Here is a 19422-nt window from a genome sequence, read left to right on the forward strand (position 1 = left end):
TGAATAATCCGGCGCTGCGCGAGGTCCTCCGCGTGATGAAGCGCCTTAACGGTTGAAGAGACGAAAAGTATGTCCAGACGTCATAAAGCAGAAAAGCGCGAGATCAATCCGGACCCGAAGTTCGGTGATCTGGTCGTCACCAAGTTCATGAATGCCATCATGCTCGACGGCAAGAAGTCCGTTGCTGAAAACATTGTCTATGGCGCGTTCGACGTCGTCCAGGGCAAGTCCAAGCAGGAGCCGCTCACGGTATTCCATTCTGCGCTCGACAACATTGCCCCGCACGTTGAAGTCCGCTCGCGCCGCGTTGGCGGTGCGACCTATCAGGTGCCGGTCGATGTTCGTCCGGAGCGCCGCCAGGCTCTCGCCATTCGCTGGCTGATTGCTGCCGCCCGCAAGCGCAATGAAACCACCATGATCGATCGCCTGTCCGGTGAACTGCTCGATGCGTCCAACAACCGCGGCTCCGCCGTCAAGAAGCGCGAAGACACGCACAAGATGGCTGACGCCAACCGTGCATTCTCGCACTATCGCTGGTAATTCCGAACGGTATCGAAAGGCAGTCCACAATGGCTCGCGAATATAAAATCGAAGACTACCGCAATTTCGGTATCATGGCGCATATCGACGCCGGCAAGACCACGACCACCGAGCGTATTCTTTATTACACCGGCAAGTCGCACAAGATCGGCGAAGTCCACGACGGCGCAGCCACCATGGACTGGATGGAGCAGGAGCAGGAGCGTGGCATCACGATCACCTCTGCTGCCACCACGACCTTCTGGAAGGGCCGTGACGGCAAGATGCGTCGCTTCAACATCATCGACACCCCTGGCCACGTCGACTTCACCATCGAAGTCGAGCGTTCGCTGCGCGTTCTCGACGGCGCCATCGCGCTGCTCGACGCCAACGCCGGCGTTGAGCCGCAGACGGAAACTGTCTGGCGCCAGGCCGAGAAGTACAATGTCCCGCGGATGATCTTCTGCAACAAGATGGACAAGACCGGCGCCGACTTCTACCGCTCGGTCGAGATGATCAAGACCCGTCTCGGCGCAACGGCTGTCGTCATGCAGCTGCCGATCGGTGCCGAAACCGAATTCAAGGGCGTCATCGACCTGATCGAGATGAACGCTCTCATCTGGCGCGACGAGTCGCTCGGCGCCCAGTGGGATGTCGTCGAGATCCCCGAGGACATGAAGGCCAAGGCTGAAGAATATCGCGAAAAGCTGATCGAAACGGTCGTCGATATCGACGAAGCCGCGATGGAAGCCTATCTCGAAGGCATTCTGCCCGACAATGATCAGATCCGTGCGCTCGTTCGCCGCGGCACGATCGACGTCAAGTTCCACCCGATGTTCTGCGGCACCGCCTTCAAGAACAAGGGCGTGCAGCCGCTGCTCGACGCCGTCGTCGACTACCTGCCGTCGCCGATGGACATCCCGGCGATCAAGGGCATCGACTTCAAGACGGAAGCTGACATCGAGCGTCATGCCGATGACAACGAGCCGCTCTCCATGCTCGCCTTCAAGATCATGAACGACCCCTTCGTCGGTTCGCTGACCTTTGCCCGCATCTACTCCGGCAAGCTCGAAAAGGGCGCGTCGGTCATGAACACGGTCAAGGACAAGCGCGAGCGTGTCGGCCGCATGCTGCAGATGCACTCCAACTCGCGTGAAGACATCGAAGAAGCCTTCGCAGGCGACATCGTCGCTCTCGCCGGCCTCAAGGAAACCACGACGGGTGATACGCTCTGCGATCCGCTGAAGCCGGTTATCCTCGAGCGCATGGAATTCCCCGAGCCGGTCATCCAGATCGCCATCGAGCCGAAGACCAAGGGTGACCAGGAAAAGATGGGCCTCGCGCTCAACCGCCTGGCTGCCGAAGATCCGTCCTTCCGCGTCAAGACCGACCAGGAATCCGGCCAGACCATCATCGCCGGCATGGGCGAACTGCATCTCGACATCATCGTCGACCGCATGCGTCGTGAATTCAAGGTCGAAGCAACCGTCGGCGCGCCGCAGGTTGCCTACCGCGAAACCATCACGCGCCAGCACGAAGAAGACTACACGCACAAGAAGCAGTCCGGTGGTACCGGCCAGTTCGCGCGCGTCAAGATCGTCTTCGAACCGAACCCGGAAGGCGACGAATTCAAGTTCGAATCGAAGATCGTCGGCGGTTCCGTTCCGAAGGAATACATCCCCGGCGTCCAGAAGGGCATCGAAAGCGTCCTGTCTTCGGGTCCGCTCGCTGGCTTCCCGATGCTCGGCGTCAAGGCGACGCTCATCGACGGCGCCTTCCACGACGTCGACTCCTCGGTTCTCGCCTTCGAAATCGCATCGCGTGCCTGCTTCCGTGAAGCAGCCAAGAAGGCCGGCGCTCAGCTGCTCGAGCCGATGATGAAGGTCGAAGTCGTGACCCCGGAAGACTATGTCGGCGACGTTATCGGCGACCTGAACTCCCGTCGCGGTCAGATCCAGGGCCAGGAAAGCCGTGGTATCGCCGTCGTCATCAACGCGAACGTCCCGCTCGCGAACATGTTCAAGTACGTCGACAACCTGCGCTCCATGTCTCAGGGCCGCGCCCAGTACACGATGACCTTCGATCACTATTCGCCGGTCCCGTCGAATGTCGCAACAGAAATCCAGGCAAAGTATTCCGGTCAGAAGTGACCGGAATACCAATTGACCGATAACAAGAATTAGATCCCCTCGGGGACTAGCAAAACGGAGAGCCGAAAATGGCAAAGAGTAAGTTTGAGCGCAACAAGCCGCACGTCAACATCGGCACGATCGGCCACGTTGACCACGGCAAGACGTCTCTGACGGCAGCGATCACGAAGTACTTCGGTGAGTTCAAGGCGTACGACCAGATCGACGCTGCTCCGGAAGAAAAGGCCCGTGGCATCACCATTTCGACGGCGCACGTCGAATATGAGACGCCGGCCCGCCACTACGCGCACGTCGACTGCCCCGGCCACGCCGACTACGTCAAGAACATGATCACCGGTGCTGCCCAGATGGACGGCGCGATCCTGGTGTGCTCGGCCGCTGACGGCCCGATGCCGCAGACACGCGAACACATCCTGCTGGCCCGCCAGGTCGGCGTTCCGGCGATCGTTGTGTTCCTGAACAAGGTCGACCAGGTTGACGACGCCGAGCTTCTCGAACTGGTCGAGCTCGAAGTTCGCGAACTGCTGTCGTCCTACGACTTCCCGGGCGACGATATCCCGGTTGTCAAGGGTTCGGCACTGGCCGCTCTCGAAGATAGCGACAAGAAGATCGGCGAAGACGCGATCCGCGAGCTGATGGCTGCTGTTGACGCCTACATCCCGACGCCTGAGCGTCCGATCGACCAGCCGTTCCTGATGCCGATCGAAGACGTGTTCTCGATCTCGGGCCGCGGCACGGTTGTGACCGGCCGCGTCGAGCGTGGCATCGTCAAGGTTGGCGAAGAAGTCGAGATCGTCGGCATCCGCGCGACCTCGAAGACGACGGTGACCGGCGTTGAAATGTTCCGCAAGCTGCTCGATCAGGGCCAGGCTGGCGACAACATCGGCGCACTGGTTCGCGGTGTGAACCGTGACGGCGTCGAGCGTGGCCAGATCCTGTGCAAGCCGGGCTCTGTCAAGCCGCACAAGAAGTTCATGGCAGAAGCCTACATCCTGACGAAGGAAGAGGGTGGCCGTCATACGCCGTTCTTCACCAACTACCGTCCGCAGTTCTACTTCCGCACGACGGACGTGACCGGCATCGTCACGCTGCCCGAGGGCACGGAGATGGTCATGCCGGGCGACAACGTCACGGTTGCCGTCGAGCTGATCGTTCCGATCGCGATGGAAGAAAAGCTGCGCTTCGCCATCCGCGAAGGCGGCCGCACCGTCGGCGCCGGCATCGTCGCTTCGATCGTCGAGTAATTAGCGGCTGGGCCACCAGGCCCAAGGAAAGGATAGGGACGCCGATCTCGGTGTCCCTCTCGATCTTTGAAACCGGTGGCCCGCTAACGTAACTGAAGGTAAGTCGTGTCCCTGAATGGTGACACGCGGATAACAGACACAAGGATAAAGTCGAATGAACGGCCAGAATATCCGCATCCGCCTGAAGGCGTTCGATCACCGGATTCTCGATGCCTCCACGCGCGAGATCGTATCGACGGCTAAGCGCACCGGTGCAAGCGTCCGGGGCCCCGTTCCGCTTCCGACCCGCATCGAGAAGTTTACGGTCAACCGGTCCCCGCACATCGACAAGAAGAGCCGTGAACAGTTCGAGATGCGCACGCACAAGCGCCTTCTCGATATCGTTGACCCGACCCCGCAGACGGTAGACGCGCTGATGAAGCTCGATCTCGCCGCCGGTGTCGATGTTGAGATCAAGCTCTGAGACCTCGGGTCTTCGGGCTGAGTGAGAAGGATTGAACCGATGCGTTCAGGTGTGATTGCACAGAAGGTGGGAATGACCCGCGTCTATAACGACGCCGGTGAGCATGTCCCGGTAACGGTACTGCGTATGGACGGCTGCCAGGTCGTCGCCACGCGCACTGTCGAAAAGAATGGCTATACCGCAGTTCAGCTCGGTGCCGGCCAGGCGAAGGTGAAGAACACCTCCAAGGCGATGCGCGGCAACTTTGCCGTTGCCAACGTCGAGCCGAAGGCCAAGGTCGCTGAATTCCGCGTGTCGGAAGACCAGCTGCTGGAAATCGGCACGGAGATTAAGGCAGGTCACTTCGCCGCCGGTCAGCTCGTCGACGTGACGGGCACGACGATCGGTAAGGGTTTTGCCGGCGCCATGAAGCGCCATGGTTTCGGCGGTCTTCGCGCCACGCACGGTGTGTCGGTTTCGCACCGCTCGCACGGTTCGACCGGCTCGCGCCAGGATCCGGGCAAGGTTTTCAAGAACAAGAAGATGGCTGGTCACATGGGCCAGACGCGCGTCACGACGCAGAACCTGGAAGTGGTTTCGACCGACGAAGATCGTGGTCTGATCCTGATCAAGGGTGCTGTTCCCGGTTCCAAGGGTGCCTGGATCATCGTGCGCGACGCCGTCAAGTCGGCCGCGAAGTAAGGGAGCCAGATCAATGGAATTCAACGTCAAGACCCTCGAGGGAAAAGACGCCGGGAAGGTTTCCCTTTCGGACGCGATTTTCGGCCTCGAGCCCCGCGAAGACATTCTCGCCCGCGTCATCCGCTGGCAGCTTGCCAAGAAGCAGCAGGGCACCCACAAGGCAAAGGGCCGCGCTGAAGTTTCGCGCACCGGCGCCAAGATGTACAAGCAGAAGGGTACGGGCCGCGCCCGCCACCATTCGGCTCGCGCTCCGCAGTTCCGCGGCGGCGGCAAGGCCCACGGCCCGGTCGTCCGCAGCCACGAGCATGACCTTCCGAAGAAGGTTCGTGCACTCGGCCTGCGCCACGCTCTTTCGGCCAAGATCAAGGCCGATGACGTCATCGTCATCGACAACCTGGTTGCCGCTGAAGCCAAGACCAAGGCTCTCGCGTCTGTATTCGAGACGCTCGGCCTGACCAACGCCCTCTTCATCGGCGGCGCAGAACTTGACGGCAACTTCAAGCTCGCAGCTCAGAACATCCCGAACATCGATGTTCTGCCGATCCAGGGCATCAACGTTTATGACATCGTGCGCCGCGGCAAGCTCGTGCTTTCCAAGGCTGCGGTTGAAGCGCTAGAGGAGCGATTCAAGTGACCGATCTTCGCCACTACGATGTGATCGTCTCTCCGGCGATCACCGAAAAGTCCACGCTGGTATCCGAAAACAACCAGGTTGTTTTCAATGTCGCCAAGCAGGCGACGAAGCCGGAAATCAAGGCTGCTGTCGAGGCGCTGTTCGGCGTCAAGGTTACGGCCGTCAACACTCTGCTGCGCAAGGGCAAGACCAAGCGGTTCCGCGGTTTCGTCGGCAAGCAGAAGGACGTGAAGAAGGCTGTTGTGACCCTGGCTGAAGGCCAGACGATCGACGTCTCCACCGGTCTCTGAGGTATAAGAAAATGGCATTGAAAACATTCAATCCGATCACCCCGAGCCAGCGCCAGCTGGTCATCGTCGACCGTTCGGCCCTCTACAAGGGCAAGCCGGTCAAGGCGCTGACGGAAGGCCTGACCAAGAGCGGCGGTCGTAACAACCTCGGTCGCATCACCGCCCGCTTCATCGGCGGCGGTCACAAGCGTACCTATCGTCTGATCGACTTCAAGCGTCGCAAGTTCGACGTCGAAGGCACGGTCGAGCGTATCGAATACGACCCGAACCGCACGGCTTTCATCGCGCTGGTGGTCTATGCTGACGGCGAGAAGGCCTATATCCTCGCTCCTCAGCGTCTCGCTGCGGGTGACAAGGTCATCGCTTCCGAGAAGGCTGTCGACGTCAAGCCCGGCAACACCATGCCGCTGCAGTTCATCCCGGTCGGCTCCATCATCCACAACGTGGAAATGAAGCCGGGCAAGGGCGGTCAGATCGCTCGCTCCGCCGGTGGCTACGCACAGCTCGTCGGCCGCGACCAGGGCATGGCGATCCTTCGCCTGAACTCGGGTGAACAGCGTCTCGTGCATGGCTCCTGCCTTGCTTCGATCGGCGCCGTCTCCAACCCTGACCACGCCAACATCAACGACGGCAAGGCCGGTCGTACCGTTTGGCGCGGCAAGCGTCCGCATAATCGCGGTGTCGTCATGAACCCGGTCGACCATCCGCACGGCGGTGGTGAAGGCCGCACCTCCGGTGGTCGCCATCCGGTGACACCGTGGGGCAAGCCGACCAAGGGCAAGCGCACCCGGTCGAACAAGTCGACCGACAAGATGATCATGCGCTCGCGTCATCAGCGTAAGAAGTAAGAGAGGAAGTCTCCAATGGCTCGTTCAGTATGGAAAGGTCCGTTCGTTGACGGCTATCTTCTCAAGAAGGCTGAGAAGGTTCGTGAAGGCGGACGTGCAGAAGTGATCAAGATCTGGAGCCGTCGCTCCACGATCCTGCCGCAGTTCGTCGGTCTTACCTTCGGCGTCTACAACGGCAGCAAGCATATCCCGGTCAGCGTCAATGAAGACATGGTCGGCCACAAATTCGGTGAATTCTCTCCGACCCGCACCTACTACGGTCACGGCGCGGACAAGAAGGCGAAGAGGAAGTAATAATGGGCAAGGCAAAAGCCGAACGCCGGCTGAAGGACAACGAGGCGCAAGCAGTCGCCCGCACGCTCCGCGTCAGCCCTCAGAAGCTCAATCTGGTTGCTGCGGCCATCCGCGGCAAGAAGGTCGAGCGCGCACTCGCTGAGCTGGAGTTCTCCCGCAAGCGTATCGCAGGTGCCGTCAAGAAGACGCTCGAATCCGCGATCGCCAACGCCGAGAACAACCACGATCTCGACGTCGACGCTCTCGTCGTCGCCGAGGCCTATGTCGGCAAGTCGATCGTCATGAAGCGTTTCCACGCTCGTGGTCGCGGTCGTGCGTCGCGCATCGAGAAGCCTTTCGCGCACCTGACGATCGTCGTTCGTGAAGTGCAGGCAGTAGAGGAGGCCGCATAATGGGTCAGAAAATCAATCCAATCGGTTTCCGCCTCGGCATCAACCGTACCTGGGATAGCCGCTGGTTCGCGGACAATGCCGAATACGGTCAGCTGCTGCACGAAGACCTGAAGATGCGCAAGTTCGTCATGAGCGAACTGAAGCAGGCAGGGATCTCCAAGGTGGTTATCGAGCGTCCGCACAAGAAGTGCCGCGTCACGATCCACTCGGCACGTCCGGGCCTGATCATCGGCCGCAAGGGCGCCGATATCGACAAGCTCCGCAAGAAGCTGTCTGATATGACCAACTCGGAAACGCACCTCAACATCGTCGAGGTGCGCAAGCCCGAAGTCGATGCGACGCTGGTCGCTCAGTCGATCGCCCAGCAGCTCGAGCGCCGCGTGGCTTTCCGCCGCGCCATGAAGCGCGCCGTTCAGTCCGCGATGCGTCTTGGCGCCGAAGGCATCAAGATCACCTGCGCCGGCCGTCTCGGTGGCGCTGAAATCGCCCGTACGGAATGGTACCGCGAAGGTCGTGTGCCGCTGCACACGCTGCGCGCCGACATCGACTACGGCACGGCTGAAGCAGAAACCGCGTTCGGCATCTGCGGCATCAAGGTCTGGATCTTCAAGGGCGAAATCCTTGAGCATGATCCGATGGCTTCCGAGCGCCGTGCGATGGAAGGTGACGCCCAGGGTCCGGCAAGCCGTGATCGTGACCGCGACAGAGACCGTCGCCGCGACAACGCTTGATAGCGCGCGTGGCAGAGAAGTTCGGAGAATAAGAAAATGTTGCAGCCAAAGCGTACCAAGTACCGCAAGCAATTCAAGGGCCGCATCAAGGGCGTCGCCAAGGGCGGTTCTGACCTGGCATTCGGCGAATTCGGCCTGAAGGCACAGGAACCCAACCGCGTCAACGCGCGCGAGATCGAAGCGGCCCGCCGCGCGATCACGCGTTATATGAAGCGCGCCGGCCGTGTATGGATCCGCGTGTTCCCGGACGTTCCGGTAACCGCAAAGCCGACCGAAGTCCGCATGGGTAAGGGTAAGGGCTCCGTTGAATACTGGGCATGCAAGGTCAAGCCCGGCCGTATGATGTTCGAGATCGACGGTGTCAGCGAAGAAATCGCCCGTGAGGCGCTTCGTCTCGGCTCTGCCAAGCTCTCGGTCAAGACGCGCTTCGTTCAGCGCATTGCAGAGTAAGGGATTGAGCTCATGAAAGCCTCAGATGTTCGCGGGTTCACCGCCGACCAACTCAAGGACGAGCTTGCCAAGCTGAAGAAGGAGCAGTTCAACCTGCGCTTCCAGAAGGCGACCGGCCAGCTCGAAAAGTCCTCGCGCATCAACGAAGTCCGCAAGGACATCGCCCGCGTGAAAACCATTGCCCGCCAGAAGGCGGCAGAAGTTAAGGCCTAAAGGAAGAAAAATATGCCGAAGCGCATCCTGCAGGGCGTCGTCGTTGGCGACAAGAACGAGAAGACGGTAGTGGTTCGCGTCGAGCGTCGTTTCGCTCACCCGCTGCTCCAGAAGACCGTTCGTCGTTCCAAGAAGTACAAGGCCCACGACGAGAACAACCAGTACAAGATTGGCGATACCGTATCCATCGAGGAATGCGCGCCGATCTCCAAGGACAAGCGCTGGACGGTAATTTCCGCCCAGGGTCAGTAAACAGAATTTCGTGCGAGGCCTTGCGTCTCGCCGAAATATCTGTATGAAGCAGCGTCAGAACGCTCGAATGCCGGGCGTTCTTTTGCTTTGAGCGCACGGAAGGTCCTTCGGGAAACCACCCTGGCACGATCGATCCCGCGCTATTCAGCTATTGCCGCGTCTGTGCTGCCGTTACGGCGGTTCGGCCGGCGAAAATTTTCATAAGCCGGAGTAGGGGGCTAGCCCAACCATTCCGGTAAACCAAGAAGGCGACCTGATATGATTCAGATGCAAACAAACCTCGACGTCGCGGATAATTCCGGCGCACGTCGTGTCATGTGCATCAAGGTGCTGGGCGGCTCGAAGCGCAAGTATGCCTCGATCGGCGACGTCATCGTCGTTTCGATCAAGGAAGCGATCCCGCGCGGCCGTGTGAAGAAGGGTGACGTGATGAAGGCGGTTGTCGTTCGCACCGCCAAGGACATCCGTCGTCCGGATGGCTCTGTCATCCGCTTCGACACCAACGCAGCAGTCCTCATCGACAACAAGAAAGAGCCGATCGGCACCCGTATCTTCGGACCGGTTCCGCGCGAACTTCGCGCCAAGAACCACATGAAGATCATCTCGCTGGCTCCCGAAGTACTGTAAGGAGCGGAAGCGATGCAGAAGATTCGTAAGGGCGACAAGGTCGTCATGCTCGCTGGCAAGGACAAGGGCCGTACCGGCGAAGTTGTCCAGGTCATGCCGAAGGAAGATCGTGCCGTTGTTCGTGGCGTCAACGTCGTCAAGCGCCACCAGCGCCAGACGCAGACCCAGGAAGCCGGCATCATCAACAAGGAAGCCCCGGTTCACCTGTCCAACGTTGCAATCATCGACAAGGACGGCAAGCCGACCCGCGTCGGTTTCAAGGTTGTTGACGGCAAGAAGGTCCGTGTGGCCAAGCGTTCTGGAGAAGTGATCGATGGCTGAGGCAAAATACGAGCCGCGGCTCAAGAAGGAATATGTCGAGCGCATCCGCAAGGCGATGCAGGAGCAGTTCTCCTACGCCAACGAGATGATGATCCCGAAGCTCGACAAGATCGTGATCAACATGGGTGTCGGCGAAGCGACCGCTGACTCGAAGAAGCCGACGGTAGCTGCCGCCGACCTCGCAGCGATCGCCGGCCAGAAGCCGGTCATCACCCGCGCGCGCAACTCCATCGCAGGCTTCAAGGTCCGCGAACAGATGCCGATCGGCGCGAAGGTTACCCTGCGCGGCGCCCGCATGTACGAGTTCCTGGATCGCCTGGTCAACATCGCGCTTCCGCGCGTTCGCGACTTCCGCGGCCTGAACCCGAAAAGCTTTGACGGCCGTGGCAACTTCGCCATGGGCATCAAGGAGCACATTGTGTTCCCTGAGATCAACTACGACAAGGTTGATCAGATGTGGGGCATGGACATCATCGTTTGCACGACGGCGACGACCGACGACGAAGCACGGGCTCTTCTGAAAGAGTTCAGCTTCCCGTTCCGTCAATAACCGTAACGACGAGCGTAGAAAAGGAACCTGACATGGCGAAGACAAGCGCAGTTGAAAAGAACAAGCGCCGCCGTACTACGGTCGCCAACCAGGCCGCTAAGCGGGCTGCGTTGAAGGCGATCATCATGAACCAGGCTCTTCCGATCGAAGAGCGGTTCAAGGCCTCGATCAAGCTGGCATCCCTGCCGCGTGATGGATCGAAGACCCGTATTCGCAACCGTTGCGAAGTTTCGGGGCGTCCGCGCGCATATTACCGCAAACTGCGCATGTCGCGTATTGCGCTGCGTGAACTGGGCAATCTCGGCAAGGTGCCGGGCATCGTCAAGTCGAGCTGGTAAGGAGCAGGTTACATGACAATGACTGATCCGTTGGGCGATATGCTCACCCGTATCCGTAACGGCGCTTCCCGCCGCAAGTCGTCGGTCTCGACGCCTGCGTCCAAGCTCCGTGCACGTGTTCTCGATGTCCTGCAGTCCGAAGGCTACATCCGTGGCTATTCCGTTGTCGATTTCGGCAATGGCAAGTCGGAACTCAGCATCGAGCTGAAATATTATGAAGGCGCATCGGTGATCCGTGAGATCGGCCGCGTGTCCAAGCCGGGCCGCCGGGTTTATGTCTCGGTCAAGTCCATTCCGCAGGTCGCGAACGGCCTCGGCATCACCATCCTTTCGACTCCGAAGGGCGTGATGGCCGATCACCAGGCTCGCGAACAGAACGTTGGCGGCGAGGTTCTTTGCTCGGTCTTCTAAGATCGGGCAGAGATCTCCATAGCGAACAGACAGGATTGAAACATGTCTCGTATCGGTAAGAAGCCCGTTCAGGTGCCTGCTGGGATCACGGCTACGGTCGATGGCCAGAAGGTCACTGCAAAGGGCCCGAAGGGCGAACTGTTTTTCGTTGCTAACGACGAAATCAGCCTCAAGCTCGAAAACAACGCGGTCGTCGTGACGCCCGTGAACCAGACCAAGGATGCACGTTCGAAGTGGGGCATGTCCCGCACGATGATCGAAGGCATCTTCAAGGGCGTCAAGGACGGCTTCGAGCGCAAGCTTGAAATCAACGGCGTCGGTTACCGCGCCTCCCTGCAGGGCAAGAACCTGCAGCTGGCCCTCGGCTTCAGCCACGACGTGATCTATGAGCCGCCGGTCGGCATCACGATCGCCGTTCCGAAGCCGACTGAAATTGTTGTCTCCGGCATCAATAAGCAGCAGGTCGGTCAGGTCGCCGCCGAAATCCGCGAATATCGCGGTCCTGAGCCTTACAAGGGCAAGGGCGTCAAGTACGCTGACGAGCGGATCGTCCGCAAAGAAGGCAAGAAGAAGTAAGGATCACGCGAAATGGCTAGCAGGAAAGAAGCACTTGCACGTCGTGCCAACCGCGTGCGCCGTCATCTCAAGTCGGTGGCCAATGGCCGTCCGCGCCTGTCGGTTCATCGCTCCTCGAAGAACATCTACGCTCAGGTTATCGACGATGTTGCCGGCAAGACGCTTGCCGCTGCATCGACCCTCGACAAGGATCTGCGCGGTTCTCTGAAGACCGGTGCCGACACCGCAGCAGCTGCCCTCGTCGGCAAGCTCGTTGCAGAGCGCGCTTCGAAGGCTGGAGTCACCGAGGTCGTGTTCGACCGTGGCGCCTTCATCTATCACGGCCGCATCAAGGCTCTCGCCGATGCAGCCCGCGAAGGCGGTCTCACCTTCTGATCAGTTTCCGGCCGGACGCTTTTGGCGCCGGCCGGATTTTCGCCGGACCGCAGGCACTCTCCGAAAGGGGAGGCTGACGCGGTCCACATTTATTTGCCGATTGCACCCGGAAAAGAAAAAGGAAGAGGACAATGGCACAGGAAAGAAGGCCGCAGCGGGAAGACCGCCAGAGCCGTGAAGAGCGCGATAGCGAATTCGTCGACAAGCTGGTCGCGATCAACCGCGTCGCCAAGGTCGTCAAGGGCGGCCGTCGTTTCGGTTTCGCAGCACTCGTCGTCGTCGGCGACCAGAAGGGCCGCGTCGGCTTCGGCCATGGCAAGGCACGCGAAGTGCCGGAAGCCATCCGCAAGGCAACCGAAGCCGCCAAGCGCGAACTGATCTTCGTACCGCTGCGTGACGGCCGTACGCTGCATCACGACGTTCATGGCCGCCACGGCGCCGGCAAGGTTCTGCTGCGCTCGGCCAAGGTCGGTACCGGCATCATCGCCGGCGGTCCGATGCGCGCCGTATTCGAAACGCTCGGCATGCACGACGTCGTCGCCAAGTCGACTGGTTCGTCGAACCCCTACAACATGGTTCGCGCCACTTTCGACGCTCTGAAGCACCAGGTTCACCCGAAGGACATCGCAGCTCAGCGCGGCATCAAGTATGCAACGCTGCAGGCTCGTCGTAGCGCCTCCGGCAACGCCTCTGAAGAATAAGAGGAGTTTGACAGATGGCCAAGGCTACCAAGAAGGCTGAAGCGAAGACTGTCACGATCGAACAGATCGGCAGCCCGATTCGCCGTCCGGATGTTCAGCAGCGCACGCTGATCGGTCTCGGACTGAACAAGATGCACCGTCGCCGCACGCTGGAGGATACTCCTTCGGTTCGCGGCATGATCCGTGCTGTCCAGCATCTCGTTCGCGTCGTCGACGAGAAGTGAGACGGAGGAAACGCTCATGAAACTCAATGAAATTAAAGACAACGAAGGCTCGACCCACAGCCGGAAGCGCCTCGGCCGCGGTATCGGCTCGGGTTCCGGCAAGACGGCTGGCCGCGGTGTGAAGGGTCAGAAGTCCCGTTCGGGCGTCGCCATCAACGGCTTCGAAGGCGGCCAGATGCCGATCTATCGTCGCCTGCCGAAGCGTGGCTTCAACAACATTTTCGCTTCCGATTTTGTTGTTGTGTCGCTCGCTCGCATCCAGACGGCGATCGACGCCGGCAAACTCGATGCCAAGGCGACCGTTGACGCAGCTGCCCTCAAGGCTGCCGGCGTCATCCGCCGCACCAAGGACGGCGTTCGCGTTCTCGCCGACGGCGAGCTGAAGGCCAAGATCACCATCGTCGTTGCAGGCGCCTCCAAGCCTGCCGTCGAGAAGATCGAAAAGGCCGGCGGTACCGTGACGCTGCTTTCGGCTCCTGTTGCAGCCGAATAATAATCTGATGATATATCGCCCGGGGTGCTTCACACCGGGCGATTTTGCTCCCATATGTGGGCCTCACAAAATGTTGGCTGGCGCGCCCGCGTCATGCCGGTAAGACTAAAACAAGGGTGAGGCATGGGGTTGCGCTGCAATCCGTACTGAACCCGGTTTTGAATAATTTTCATACTGATTCCGGGCCGGCCTATCCCCCAGAGACGCCGGAATTGGTAGCGCGGAGAAACGCATGGCTTCTGCAGCGGAACAATTGGCATCCAACCTCAATTTTTCGACCTTTGCCAAAGCCGAGGATTTGAAGAAGCGCCTGTGGTTCACACTGGCAGCTCTCCTCGTATACAGGCTCGGCACTCATATTCCGCTTCCGGGCCTCAATCCCGAAGCCTATGCCCAGGCTTTCCGCGGCCAGTCAGGCGGCATTCTCGGCCTTTTCAACATGTTTTCGGGCGGCGCTGTGCAGCGTATGGCGATCTTCGCGCTCGGCATCATGCCTTATATCTCTGCTTCGATCATCGTGCAGCTCATGACATCGGTCGTGCCGGCGCTCGAAAACCTCAAGAAGGAGGGCGAGCAGGGCCGTAAGATCATCAACCAGTATACCCGCTACGGCACGGTCATTCTCGGTGCGCTTCAGGCCTACGGCATCGCCGCCGGCCTCGAGAGCGGCCAGGGCCTGGTCGTCGATCCGGGCTGGTTCTTCCGTGTTTCCACCGTCCTGACGCTGCTCGGCGGCACGATGTTCCTGATGTGGCTCGGCGAGCAGATCACCTCACGCGGCATCGGCAACGGCATCTCGCTGATCATCTTCGCCGGCATCGCCGCCGGTCTTCCGACAGCTCTTGCGGGCACGCTCGAACTCGGCCGCACCGGCGCGCTGTCGACCCCGCTCATCCTGCTGGTCATCCTTGTCGCGATCCTGGTCATCGCCGTCATCGTCTTCGTCGAGCGTGCGCAGCGTCGGCTGCTGATCCAGTATCCGAAGCGCCAGGTCGGCAACCGGATGTTCCAGGGCGATACCTCACACCTGCCGCTGAAGCTCAATACTTCGGGCGTCATCCCGGCGATCTTCGCCTCGTCGCTGCTGCTGTTGCCGGCAACGGTCGCAGGCTTCGCCAGCACCACGGCAATGCCTTCCTGGGCAACATCGATCGTCGCGGCCCTCGGCCATGGCCAGCCGCTCTACATGGTGCTCTATGCAGCGCTGATCGCCTTCTTTGCTTTCTTCTATACGGCCATAGTCTTCAATCCGAAGGACACGGCCGACAATCTGAAGAAGCATGGCGGCTTCATTCCCGGCATCCGCCCGGGCGAGCGCACCGCCGAATATATCGACTACGTGCTGACCCGAATCACGGTGATCGGCGCAATCTATCTCGTCTTCGTCTGCATTCTCCCGGAGATCCTGGTGTCGCAAACCGGCATTCCATTATCCCTTGGTGGGACTTCGCTTTTGATCGTGGTTAGCGTAACTCTTGATACGGTTGCACAGATCCAGGGTCACCTGATCGCGCAGCAATACGAAGGCCTGATCAAGAAATCGAAGTTGCGTGGAGGAAAGAGGGGGCGATGAGACTTATCCTTTTAGGGCCGCCGGGCGCGGGTAAGGGAACCCAGGCCCAGCGGATCGTGGAAAAGCACGGCATTCCGCAGCTTTCCACGGGGGACATGCTGCGCGCAGCGGTGAATGCCGGCACGGATGTCGGCAAGCGCGCCAAGGCGGTGATGGACGCCGGCAAACTCGTCTCGGACGAGATCGTTATCGCCATCGTCTCCGAGCGAATCGATCAACCCGATTGCGCCAACGGCTTCATTCTCGACGGTTTCCCGAGGACGCTCGTCCAGGCTGATGCCACCGAAGCGATGCTGAGGGCAAAGGGTCTCGGCCTTTCCGTCGTCATCGAATTCCGTGTCGACGATGACGAACTGATCCGTCGCGTCGCCGGTCGCTATTCCTGCGCACAGTGCGGCAGCGTCTATCACGATACCGATAAGATTCCGGCTGCCGAAGGCGTGTGCGACAAGTGCGGTTCGACGCACTTCAAGCGCCGTCCCGACGACAATCCGGAGACCATGACCGCTCGGCTGCAGGTCTACTACAAGGAAACCTCGCCGCTGATCGGCTACTACCATGCCAAGGGCAAACTCAGGTCCGTGGACGGCATGGCAGAGATCGATCAGGTGACGGCTGAGGTCGAAAGCATTCTTTCCAAGCTTTAAGGCTTTGAAAATAAACTTGGCGGAACGGTTGCTTTTCAGCAGTGATTCCGCTAAACACCGCGCCAACTCGCGACATTCCATGCGATCGGCGCGGATTTCCCAGGGAAGTCCGGGTGCGGTCGTTTTGACATGTTGCGGACGTAAATCTGAACGAGCGGTTCCAAAGACCGCATAACGAAGCCCACTTGCCGGATGGCAACTGGAATGCAAGGAGAACAGGCGTGGCACGTATCGCTGGCGTCAACATCCCGACTGCAAAGCGCGTTGTTATCGCGCTGACCTACATTCACGGGATCGGTCCGAAATTCGCACAGGAAATCGTCGAGAAGGTCGGTATCCCGGCTGAACGTCGTGTGCATCAGCTGACGGACGCCGAAGTCCTTCAGATCCGCGAAGCCATCGACCGCGACTATCAGGTCGAAGGCGATCTTCGTCGCGATACCGCGATGAACATCAAGCGCCTGATGGATCTCGGCTGCTACCGCGGCCTGCGTCATCGCCGCGGCCTTCCGGTCCGTGGTCAGCGCACGCATACCAATGCCCGCACCCGCAAGGGCCCGGCAAAGGCAATCGCTGGTAAGAAGAAGTAATTTCCGGGAAACCGGGGTGGGGAGGCTGGCGGTCTGCGCCGGCCTCTTTTGAGTTTGGAGCGGGACCATATAGGCGCCGTTCCGGTGTAGCCGCTGGCATTACGGCGGTGAAGAGATCAACGAAAGGAATACCATGGCTAAGGAAGCCGTCCGCGTTCGCCGTCGTGAGCGCAAGAACATCTCGTCGGGTGTCGCCCACGTCAACTCGACCTTCAACAACACGATGATCACCATCACCGACGCCCAGGGCAACGCGATCGCTTGGTCGTCGGCTGGCGCCAAGGGCTTCAAGGGCTCGCGCAAGTCGACCCCGTTCGCTGCCCAGATCGCTGCCGAAGACTGCGCCAAGAAGGCTCAGGAGCACGGTATGAAGTCGCTTGAGGTCGAAGTCTGCGGTCCGGGTTCGGGTCGTGAATCGGCTCTGCGCGCGCTCCAGGCTGCAGGTTTCATGATCACGTCCATCCGCGACGTGACCCCGATCCCGCACAATGGCTGCCGTCCGCGCAAGAAGCGCCGCGTCTGATCATCGCTCTCGTCACTGGTGAGCGCCTTGGCGCTCCCGGTGGTTTTCAAGCTCGGTTGCCACGATTGGATGGTGGCAACGAACGGAAGGCAAACTCATGATTCAGAAGAACTGGCAGGAACTGATCAAGCCGAACAAGGTGGAGTTCTCCTCGAGCTCGCGCACCAGGGCGACGCTTGTTGCCGAACCGCTGGAGCGCGGCTTCGGCCTCACCCTCGGCAATGCGCTTCGCCGCGTTCTGCTCTCCTCGCTGCGCGGCGCTGCCGTCACGGCGGTGCAGATCGATGGCGTGCTGCATGAATTCTCCTCGATTCCGGGCGTCCGCGAAGACGTGACGGACATCGTGCTCAACATCAAGGAAATCGCCATCAAGATGGATGGCGACGATGCAAAGCGCATGGTCGTGCGCAAGCAGGGCCCGGGCGTTGTCACGGCTGGCGACATCCAGACGGTCGGCGATATCGAAATCCTCAACCCCGAGCATGTTATCTGCACGCTCGATGAGGGCGCCGAGATTCGCATGGAGTTCACCGTCAACAACGGCAAGGGCTACGTTCCGGCGGAGCGCAATCGTGCGGAAGATGCTCCGATCGGTCTCATCCCGGTCGACAGCCTTTATTCGCCGGTCAAGAAGGTGTCCTACAAGGTTGAAAATACCCGCGAAGGACAGGTTCTCGACTACGACAAGCTGAACATGACCATCGAAACCGATGGCTCGATCACCGGCGAAGACGCCGTCGCTTTCGCGGCGCGCATCCTCCAGGATCAGCTTGGCGTCTTCGTCAACTTCGACGAGCCGCAGAAGGAAACCGAAGAGGAAGCAGTCACCGAACTCGCTTTCAACCCGGCTCTCCTGAAGAAGGTGGACGAACTCGAACTGTCGGTCCGTTCGGCAAACTGCCTGAAGAACGACAACATCGTCTACATCGGCGACCTCATTCAGAAGACCGAAGCAGAAATGCTCCGCACCCCGAATTTTGGTCGCAAGTCGCTGAACGAAATCAAGGAAGTTCTCGCTTCCATGGGCCTGCACCTCGGCATGGAAGTGCCGGCATGGCCGCCCGAGAACATCGAAGATCTCGCCAAGCGTTACGAAGACCAGTATTAAAAACCAAAAAGGCAGGCTCTTTACGACTGCCTTTCCCCGTCAAACAGCAGGCCGATCGCCTGCATGTGCCAGGAAACGGCAGGCCCACGTAACGTAAGGGCGCCTGCATTAAAGGAGAATAGCAATGCGCCATGGTAAAGCCGGCCGCAAGCTGAATAGAACTGCAAGCCACCGCAAGGCGATGTTCGCCAACATGGCGGCTTCGCTGATTACCCACGAGCAGATCGTCACGACCCTGCCGAAGGCCAAGGAAATTCGTCCGATCGTCGAGAAGCTCGTCACGCTCGGCAAGCGCGGCGACCTGCATGCTCGCCGTCAGGCGATCTCGCAGATCCGCGATGCCGCTGTCGTCTCGAAGCTGTTCGACACGATCGCAACGCGTTACGCCACCCGCAACGGCGGCTATCTGCGCATCATGAAGGCAGGCTTCCGCCAGGGCGACAATGCCGCCATGGCCGTCGTCGAATTCGTTGACCGCGACACCTTCGCCAAGGGCGCAGCCGACAAGGCCCGCGTCGCCGCCGAAGAGCAGGCCGTCGCCGCTTAATCTTCCGCTCCGTCGGAAACCAAACAGCCGGGCTCACAAAGCCCGGCTGTTTTTGTTTGTGCGTGGGACGTGGACGAACGTGGAAGCTGCGACGACAGGCAGCATCTCGCCGGGTAATTCGATATCTCCGCCCCAACACTCCAGCGGTTGATCTCTGCAGGACAGATTCCATTGCACGAAATCATTCAGCCTCGCTCTCAAGCGCAGCTCCTTCGCCTCGCAGCCCTGCTTGTGGTGATCGTCCTCGGACTGGCGCTCAGGCGTTTCGGCTATGCGGCCGATTTGCCCTTCATCGTCGTCAAATATGGCGGTTCGGCGCTGTGGGGCGCGATGGTCTATCTGCTCGTGGCGCTCTTTGTCGCAAGGTCACGGCCGGCAATCATTGCCGCCATGGCGCTGTTCATTGCGATCTCGGTGGAGTTGTTCCGGCTCTATCACACGCCCTGGCTCGACGCATTTCGACTGACGACCGCAGGCGCACTGCTGATCGGCCGGATATTTTCGCTCTGGAACATTCTGGCTTACGCGATCGGGATCGCAGCGGCCTGCGCCTGCGATCCCGCCCGTCGGGCGGCGGTTGGTCCTCGCCGGTAGTCTAAAGCATGTCGCGCAAAAGTGTGCAGCGGTTTTCCCAGGCAAAGCGCGAAGCGCTTTTGC

Annotated in this window: 31 protein-coding genes; all 31 read left to right on the forward strand. The window is 60.0% G+C overall.

Annotation, left to right across the window (positions count from 1 at the left end):
• The first annotated feature begins 69 nt into the window (after window positions 1–69).
• The gene (rpsG, locus tag AF337_RS23955) at window positions 70–540 is read left to right on the forward strand and encodes a 30S ribosomal protein S7 (RefSeq protein WP_003573807.1); all 471 of its coding nucleotides are present in this window, start codon (window positions 70–72) and stop codon (window positions 538–540) included.
• Between the two features lie 29 nt (window positions 541–569).
• A complete protein-coding gene (fusA, locus tag AF337_RS23960; RefSeq protein ID WP_049734098.1) occupies window positions 570–2669 on the forward strand; it encodes an elongation factor G in 2100 nt (699 codons plus the stop codon).
• 68 nt (window positions 2670–2737) lie between these two features.
• On the forward strand, window positions 2738–3913 hold the full coding sequence (tuf, locus tag AF337_RS23965) for an elongation factor Tu (protein ID WP_003573803.1): 1176 nt from the start codon (window positions 2738–2740) through the stop codon (window positions 3911–3913).
• Window positions 3914–4067: 154 nt separating this feature from the next.
• Window positions 4068–4376 carry a 30S ribosomal protein S10 gene (rpsJ, locus tag AF337_RS23970; RefSeq protein ID WP_003547547.1) on the forward strand — a complete coding sequence of 103 codons (309 nt, stop codon included), beginning with the start codon at window positions 4068–4070 and terminating at the stop codon, window positions 4374–4376.
• Window positions 4377–4415: 39 nt separating this feature from the next.
• Entirely contained in the window at window positions 4416–5057 is a 642-nt protein-coding gene (rplC, locus tag AF337_RS23975) for a 50S ribosomal protein L3 (RefSeq protein WP_003587198.1), read from the forward strand.
• Between the two features lie 13 nt (window positions 5058–5070).
• Window positions 5071–5691, forward strand: coding sequence for a 50S ribosomal protein L4 (gene rplD, locus AF337_RS23980; protein WP_003578669.1), 621 nt, complete (start codon window positions 5071–5073; stop codon window positions 5689–5691).
• Entirely contained in the window at window positions 5688–5981 is a 294-nt protein-coding gene (locus tag AF337_RS23985; protein ID WP_003547550.1) for a 50S ribosomal protein L23, read from the forward strand. The genes rplD and AF337_RS23985 overlap by 4 nt, the downstream gene beginning before the upstream one ends.
• 11 nt (window positions 5982–5992) lie before the next feature.
• Window positions 5993–6829 carry a 50S ribosomal protein L2 gene (gene rplB / locus AF337_RS23990; RefSeq protein WP_049734099.1) on the forward strand — a complete coding sequence of 279 codons (837 nt, stop codon included), beginning with the start codon at window positions 5993–5995 and terminating at the stop codon, window positions 6827–6829.
• A 15-nt stretch (window positions 6830–6844) separates the two neighbouring features.
• Complete coding sequence (gene rpsS, locus AF337_RS23995; protein WP_003573797.1) at window positions 6845–7123, forward strand: 30S ribosomal protein S19; 279 nt, start codon at window positions 6845–6847, stop codon at window positions 7121–7123.
• Between the two features lie 2 nt (window positions 7124–7125).
• Window positions 7126–7515 (forward strand): 50S ribosomal protein L22, encoded by a 390-nt coding sequence (gene rplV, locus AF337_RS24000; protein WP_003573794.1) that lies wholly within the window; start codon window positions 7126–7128, stop codon window positions 7513–7515.
• Window positions 7515–8246 carry a 30S ribosomal protein S3 gene (gene rpsC, locus AF337_RS24005; RefSeq protein ID WP_003587196.1) on the forward strand — a complete coding sequence of 244 codons (732 nt, stop codon included), beginning with the start codon at window positions 7515–7517 and terminating at the stop codon, window positions 8244–8246. The genes rplV and rpsC overlap by 1 nt, the downstream gene beginning before the upstream one ends.
• Before the next feature lie 36 nt (window positions 8247–8282).
• A complete protein-coding gene (rplP, locus tag AF337_RS24010) occupies window positions 8283–8696 on the forward strand; it encodes a 50S ribosomal protein L16 (protein WP_003573792.1) in 414 nt (137 codons plus the stop codon).
• Window positions 8697–8708: 12 nt separating this feature from the next.
• A complete protein-coding gene (rpmC, locus tag AF337_RS24015) occupies window positions 8709–8909 on the forward strand; it encodes a 50S ribosomal protein L29 (protein ID WP_003547556.1) in 201 nt (66 codons plus the stop codon).
• Window positions 8910–8921: 12 nt separating this feature from the next.
• Entirely contained in the window at window positions 8922–9161 is a 240-nt protein-coding gene (gene rpsQ, locus AF337_RS24020; protein WP_003573791.1) for a 30S ribosomal protein S17, read from the forward strand.
• Window positions 9162–9419: 258 nt separating this feature from the next.
• A complete protein-coding gene (rplN, locus tag AF337_RS24025; RefSeq protein ID WP_003573790.1) occupies window positions 9420–9788 on the forward strand; it encodes a 50S ribosomal protein L14 in 369 nt (122 codons plus the stop codon).
• Between the two features lie 12 nt (window positions 9789–9800).
• The gene (gene rplX / locus AF337_RS24030) at window positions 9801–10109 is read left to right on the forward strand and encodes a 50S ribosomal protein L24 (RefSeq protein ID WP_003547559.1); all 309 of its coding nucleotides are present in this window, start codon (window positions 9801–9803) and stop codon (window positions 10107–10109) included.
• Entirely contained in the window at window positions 10102–10659 is a 558-nt protein-coding gene (gene rplE / locus AF337_RS24035; RefSeq protein WP_003573788.1) for a 50S ribosomal protein L5, read from the forward strand. Before rplX ends, rplE begins: the two co-directional genes overlap by 8 nt.
• A gap of 32 nt (window positions 10660–10691) precedes the next feature.
• Window positions 10692–10997: a 30S ribosomal protein S14 gene (gene rpsN / locus AF337_RS24040; protein WP_003573787.1), complete on the forward strand. Its 306-nt coding sequence runs from the start codon at window positions 10692–10694 to the stop codon at window positions 10995–10997.
• Window positions 10998–11009: 12 nt separating this feature from the next.
• Entirely contained in the window at window positions 11010–11408 is a 399-nt protein-coding gene (rpsH, locus tag AF337_RS24045) for a 30S ribosomal protein S8 (protein WP_003547562.1), read from the forward strand.
• Window positions 11409–11450: 42 nt separating this feature from the next.
• Entirely contained in the window at window positions 11451–11984 is a 534-nt protein-coding gene (gene rplF, locus AF337_RS24050) for a 50S ribosomal protein L6 (RefSeq protein WP_003578670.1), read from the forward strand.
• A gap of 12 nt (window positions 11985–11996) precedes the next feature.
• Window positions 11997–12359 carry a 50S ribosomal protein L18 gene (gene rplR, locus AF337_RS24055; RefSeq protein WP_003573785.1) on the forward strand — a complete coding sequence of 121 codons (363 nt, stop codon included), beginning with the start codon at window positions 11997–11999 and terminating at the stop codon, window positions 12357–12359.
• A gap of 131 nt (window positions 12360–12490) precedes the next feature.
• Window positions 12491–13060, forward strand: coding sequence for a 30S ribosomal protein S5 (gene rpsE, locus AF337_RS24060; RefSeq protein WP_003573784.1), 570 nt, complete (start codon window positions 12491–12493; stop codon window positions 13058–13060).
• Window positions 13061–13074: 14 nt separating this feature from the next.
• Entirely contained in the window at window positions 13075–13284 is a 210-nt protein-coding gene (rpmD, locus tag AF337_RS24065) for a 50S ribosomal protein L30 (protein WP_003547566.1), read from the forward strand.
• 16 nt (window positions 13285–13300) lie between these two features.
• A complete protein-coding gene (gene rplO, locus AF337_RS24070) occupies window positions 13301–13777 on the forward strand; it encodes a 50S ribosomal protein L15 (RefSeq protein ID WP_049734100.1) in 477 nt (158 codons plus the stop codon).
• Window positions 13778–14009: 232 nt separating this feature from the next.
• Window positions 14010–15350: a preprotein translocase subunit SecY gene (gene secY, locus AF337_RS24075; protein ID WP_049734101.1), complete on the forward strand. Its 1341-nt coding sequence runs from the start codon at window positions 14010–14012 to the stop codon at window positions 15348–15350.
• Window positions 15347–15997, forward strand: coding sequence for an adenylate kinase (locus tag AF337_RS24080; RefSeq protein WP_049734102.1), 651 nt, complete (start codon window positions 15347–15349; stop codon window positions 15995–15997). The genes secY and AF337_RS24080 overlap by 4 nt, the downstream gene beginning before the upstream one ends.
• A 221-nt stretch (window positions 15998–16218) precedes the next feature.
• The gene (gene rpsM / locus AF337_RS24085) at window positions 16219–16587 is read left to right on the forward strand and encodes a 30S ribosomal protein S13 (RefSeq protein WP_003573772.1); all 369 of its coding nucleotides are present in this window, start codon (window positions 16219–16221) and stop codon (window positions 16585–16587) included.
• 133 nt (window positions 16588–16720) lie between these two features.
• Complete coding sequence (gene rpsK / locus AF337_RS24090) at window positions 16721–17110, forward strand: 30S ribosomal protein S11 (RefSeq protein ID WP_003547577.1); 390 nt, start codon at window positions 16721–16723, stop codon at window positions 17108–17110.
• 97 nt (window positions 17111–17207) lie between these two features.
• On the forward strand, window positions 17208–18218 hold the full coding sequence (locus tag AF337_RS24095) for a DNA-directed RNA polymerase subunit alpha (protein WP_003547579.1): 1011 nt from the start codon (window positions 17208–17210) through the stop codon (window positions 18216–18218).
• Window positions 18219–18342: 124 nt separating this feature from the next.
• Window positions 18343–18765, forward strand: coding sequence for a 50S ribosomal protein L17 (rplQ, locus tag AF337_RS24100; RefSeq protein ID WP_003573769.1), 423 nt, complete (start codon window positions 18343–18345; stop codon window positions 18763–18765).
• A 171-nt stretch (window positions 18766–18936) separates the two neighbouring features.
• Window positions 18937–19359: a ribosomal maturation YjgA family protein gene (locus AF337_RS24105; protein WP_049734103.1), complete on the forward strand. Its 423-nt coding sequence runs from the start codon at window positions 18937–18939 to the stop codon at window positions 19357–19359.
• Window positions 19360–19422: the final 63 nt, after the last annotated feature.

It is taken from the genome of Rhizobium ecuadorense (assembly GCF_001187535.1).
In the GTDB taxonomy this organism is placed as follows: Bacteria; Pseudomonadota; Alphaproteobacteria; order Rhizobiales; family Rhizobiaceae; genus Rhizobium; species Rhizobium ecuadorense.

Excerpts from the sequence above, each read along its gene's own strand:
- rpsG (WP_003573807.1), top strand. The coding sequence starts at position 70 with ATGTCCAGACGTCATAAAGCAGAAAAGCGCGAGATCAATCCGGACCCG.
- fusA (WP_049734098.1), top strand. The coding sequence starts at position 570 with ATGGCTCGCGAATATAAAATCGAAGACTACCGCAATTTCGGTATCATG.
- tuf (WP_003573803.1), top strand. The coding sequence starts at position 2,738 with ATGGCAAAGAGTAAGTTTGAGCGCAACAAGCCGCACGTCAACATCGGC.
- rpsJ (WP_003547547.1), top strand. The coding sequence starts at position 4,068 with ATGAACGGCCAGAATATCCGCATCCGCCTGAAGGCGTTCGATCACCGG.
- rplC (WP_003587198.1), top strand. The coding sequence starts at position 4,416 with ATGCGTTCAGGTGTGATTGCACAGAAGGTGGGAATGACCCGCGTCTAT.
- rplD (WP_003578669.1), top strand. The coding sequence starts at position 5,071 with ATGGAATTCAACGTCAAGACCCTCGAGGGAAAAGACGCCGGGAAGGTT.
- rplB (WP_049734099.1), top strand. The coding sequence starts at position 5,993 with ATGGCATTGAAAACATTCAATCCGATCACCCCGAGCCAGCGCCAGCTG.
- rpsS (WP_003573797.1), top strand. The coding sequence starts at position 6,845 with ATGGCTCGTTCAGTATGGAAAGGTCCGTTCGTTGACGGCTATCTTCTC.
- rplV (WP_003573794.1), top strand. The coding sequence starts at position 7,126 with ATGGGCAAGGCAAAAGCCGAACGCCGGCTGAAGGACAACGAGGCGCAA.
- rpsC (WP_003587196.1), top strand. The coding sequence starts at position 7,515 with ATGGGTCAGAAAATCAATCCAATCGGTTTCCGCCTCGGCATCAACCGT.
- rplP (WP_003573792.1), top strand. The coding sequence starts at position 8,283 with ATGTTGCAGCCAAAGCGTACCAAGTACCGCAAGCAATTCAAGGGCCGC.
- rpmC (WP_003547556.1), top strand. The coding sequence starts at position 8,709 with ATGAAAGCCTCAGATGTTCGCGGGTTCACCGCCGACCAACTCAAGGAC.
- rpsQ (WP_003573791.1), top strand. The coding sequence starts at position 8,922 with ATGCCGAAGCGCATCCTGCAGGGCGTCGTCGTTGGCGACAAGAACGAG.
- rplN (WP_003573790.1), top strand. The coding sequence starts at position 9,420 with ATGATTCAGATGCAAACAAACCTCGACGTCGCGGATAATTCCGGCGCA.
- rplX (WP_003547559.1), top strand. The coding sequence starts at position 9,801 with ATGCAGAAGATTCGTAAGGGCGACAAGGTCGTCATGCTCGCTGGCAAG.
- rplE (WP_003573788.1), top strand. The coding sequence starts at position 10,102 with ATGGCTGAGGCAAAATACGAGCCGCGGCTCAAGAAGGAATATGTCGAG.
- rpsN (WP_003573787.1), top strand. The coding sequence starts at position 10,692 with ATGGCGAAGACAAGCGCAGTTGAAAAGAACAAGCGCCGCCGTACTACG.
- rpsH (WP_003547562.1), top strand. The coding sequence starts at position 11,010 with ATGACAATGACTGATCCGTTGGGCGATATGCTCACCCGTATCCGTAAC.
- rplF (WP_003578670.1), top strand. The coding sequence starts at position 11,451 with ATGTCTCGTATCGGTAAGAAGCCCGTTCAGGTGCCTGCTGGGATCACG.
- rplR (WP_003573785.1), top strand. The coding sequence starts at position 11,997 with ATGGCTAGCAGGAAAGAAGCACTTGCACGTCGTGCCAACCGCGTGCGC.
- rpsE (WP_003573784.1), top strand. The coding sequence starts at position 12,491 with ATGGCACAGGAAAGAAGGCCGCAGCGGGAAGACCGCCAGAGCCGTGAA.
- rpmD (WP_003547566.1), top strand. The coding sequence starts at position 13,075 with ATGGCCAAGGCTACCAAGAAGGCTGAAGCGAAGACTGTCACGATCGAA.
- rplO (WP_049734100.1), top strand. The coding sequence starts at position 13,301 with ATGAAACTCAATGAAATTAAAGACAACGAAGGCTCGACCCACAGCCGG.
- secY (WP_049734101.1), top strand. The coding sequence starts at position 14,010 with ATGGCTTCTGCAGCGGAACAATTGGCATCCAACCTCAATTTTTCGACC.
- AF337_RS24080 (WP_049734102.1), top strand. The coding sequence starts at position 15,347 with ATGAGACTTATCCTTTTAGGGCCGCCGGGCGCGGGTAAGGGAACCCAG.
- rpsK (WP_003547577.1), top strand. The coding sequence starts at position 16,721 with ATGGCTAAGGAAGCCGTCCGCGTTCGCCGTCGTGAGCGCAAGAACATC.
- AF337_RS24095 (WP_003547579.1), top strand. The coding sequence starts at position 17,208 with ATGATTCAGAAGAACTGGCAGGAACTGATCAAGCCGAACAAGGTGGAG.
- rplQ (WP_003573769.1), top strand. The coding sequence starts at position 18,343 with ATGCGCCATGGTAAAGCCGGCCGCAAGCTGAATAGAACTGCAAGCCAC.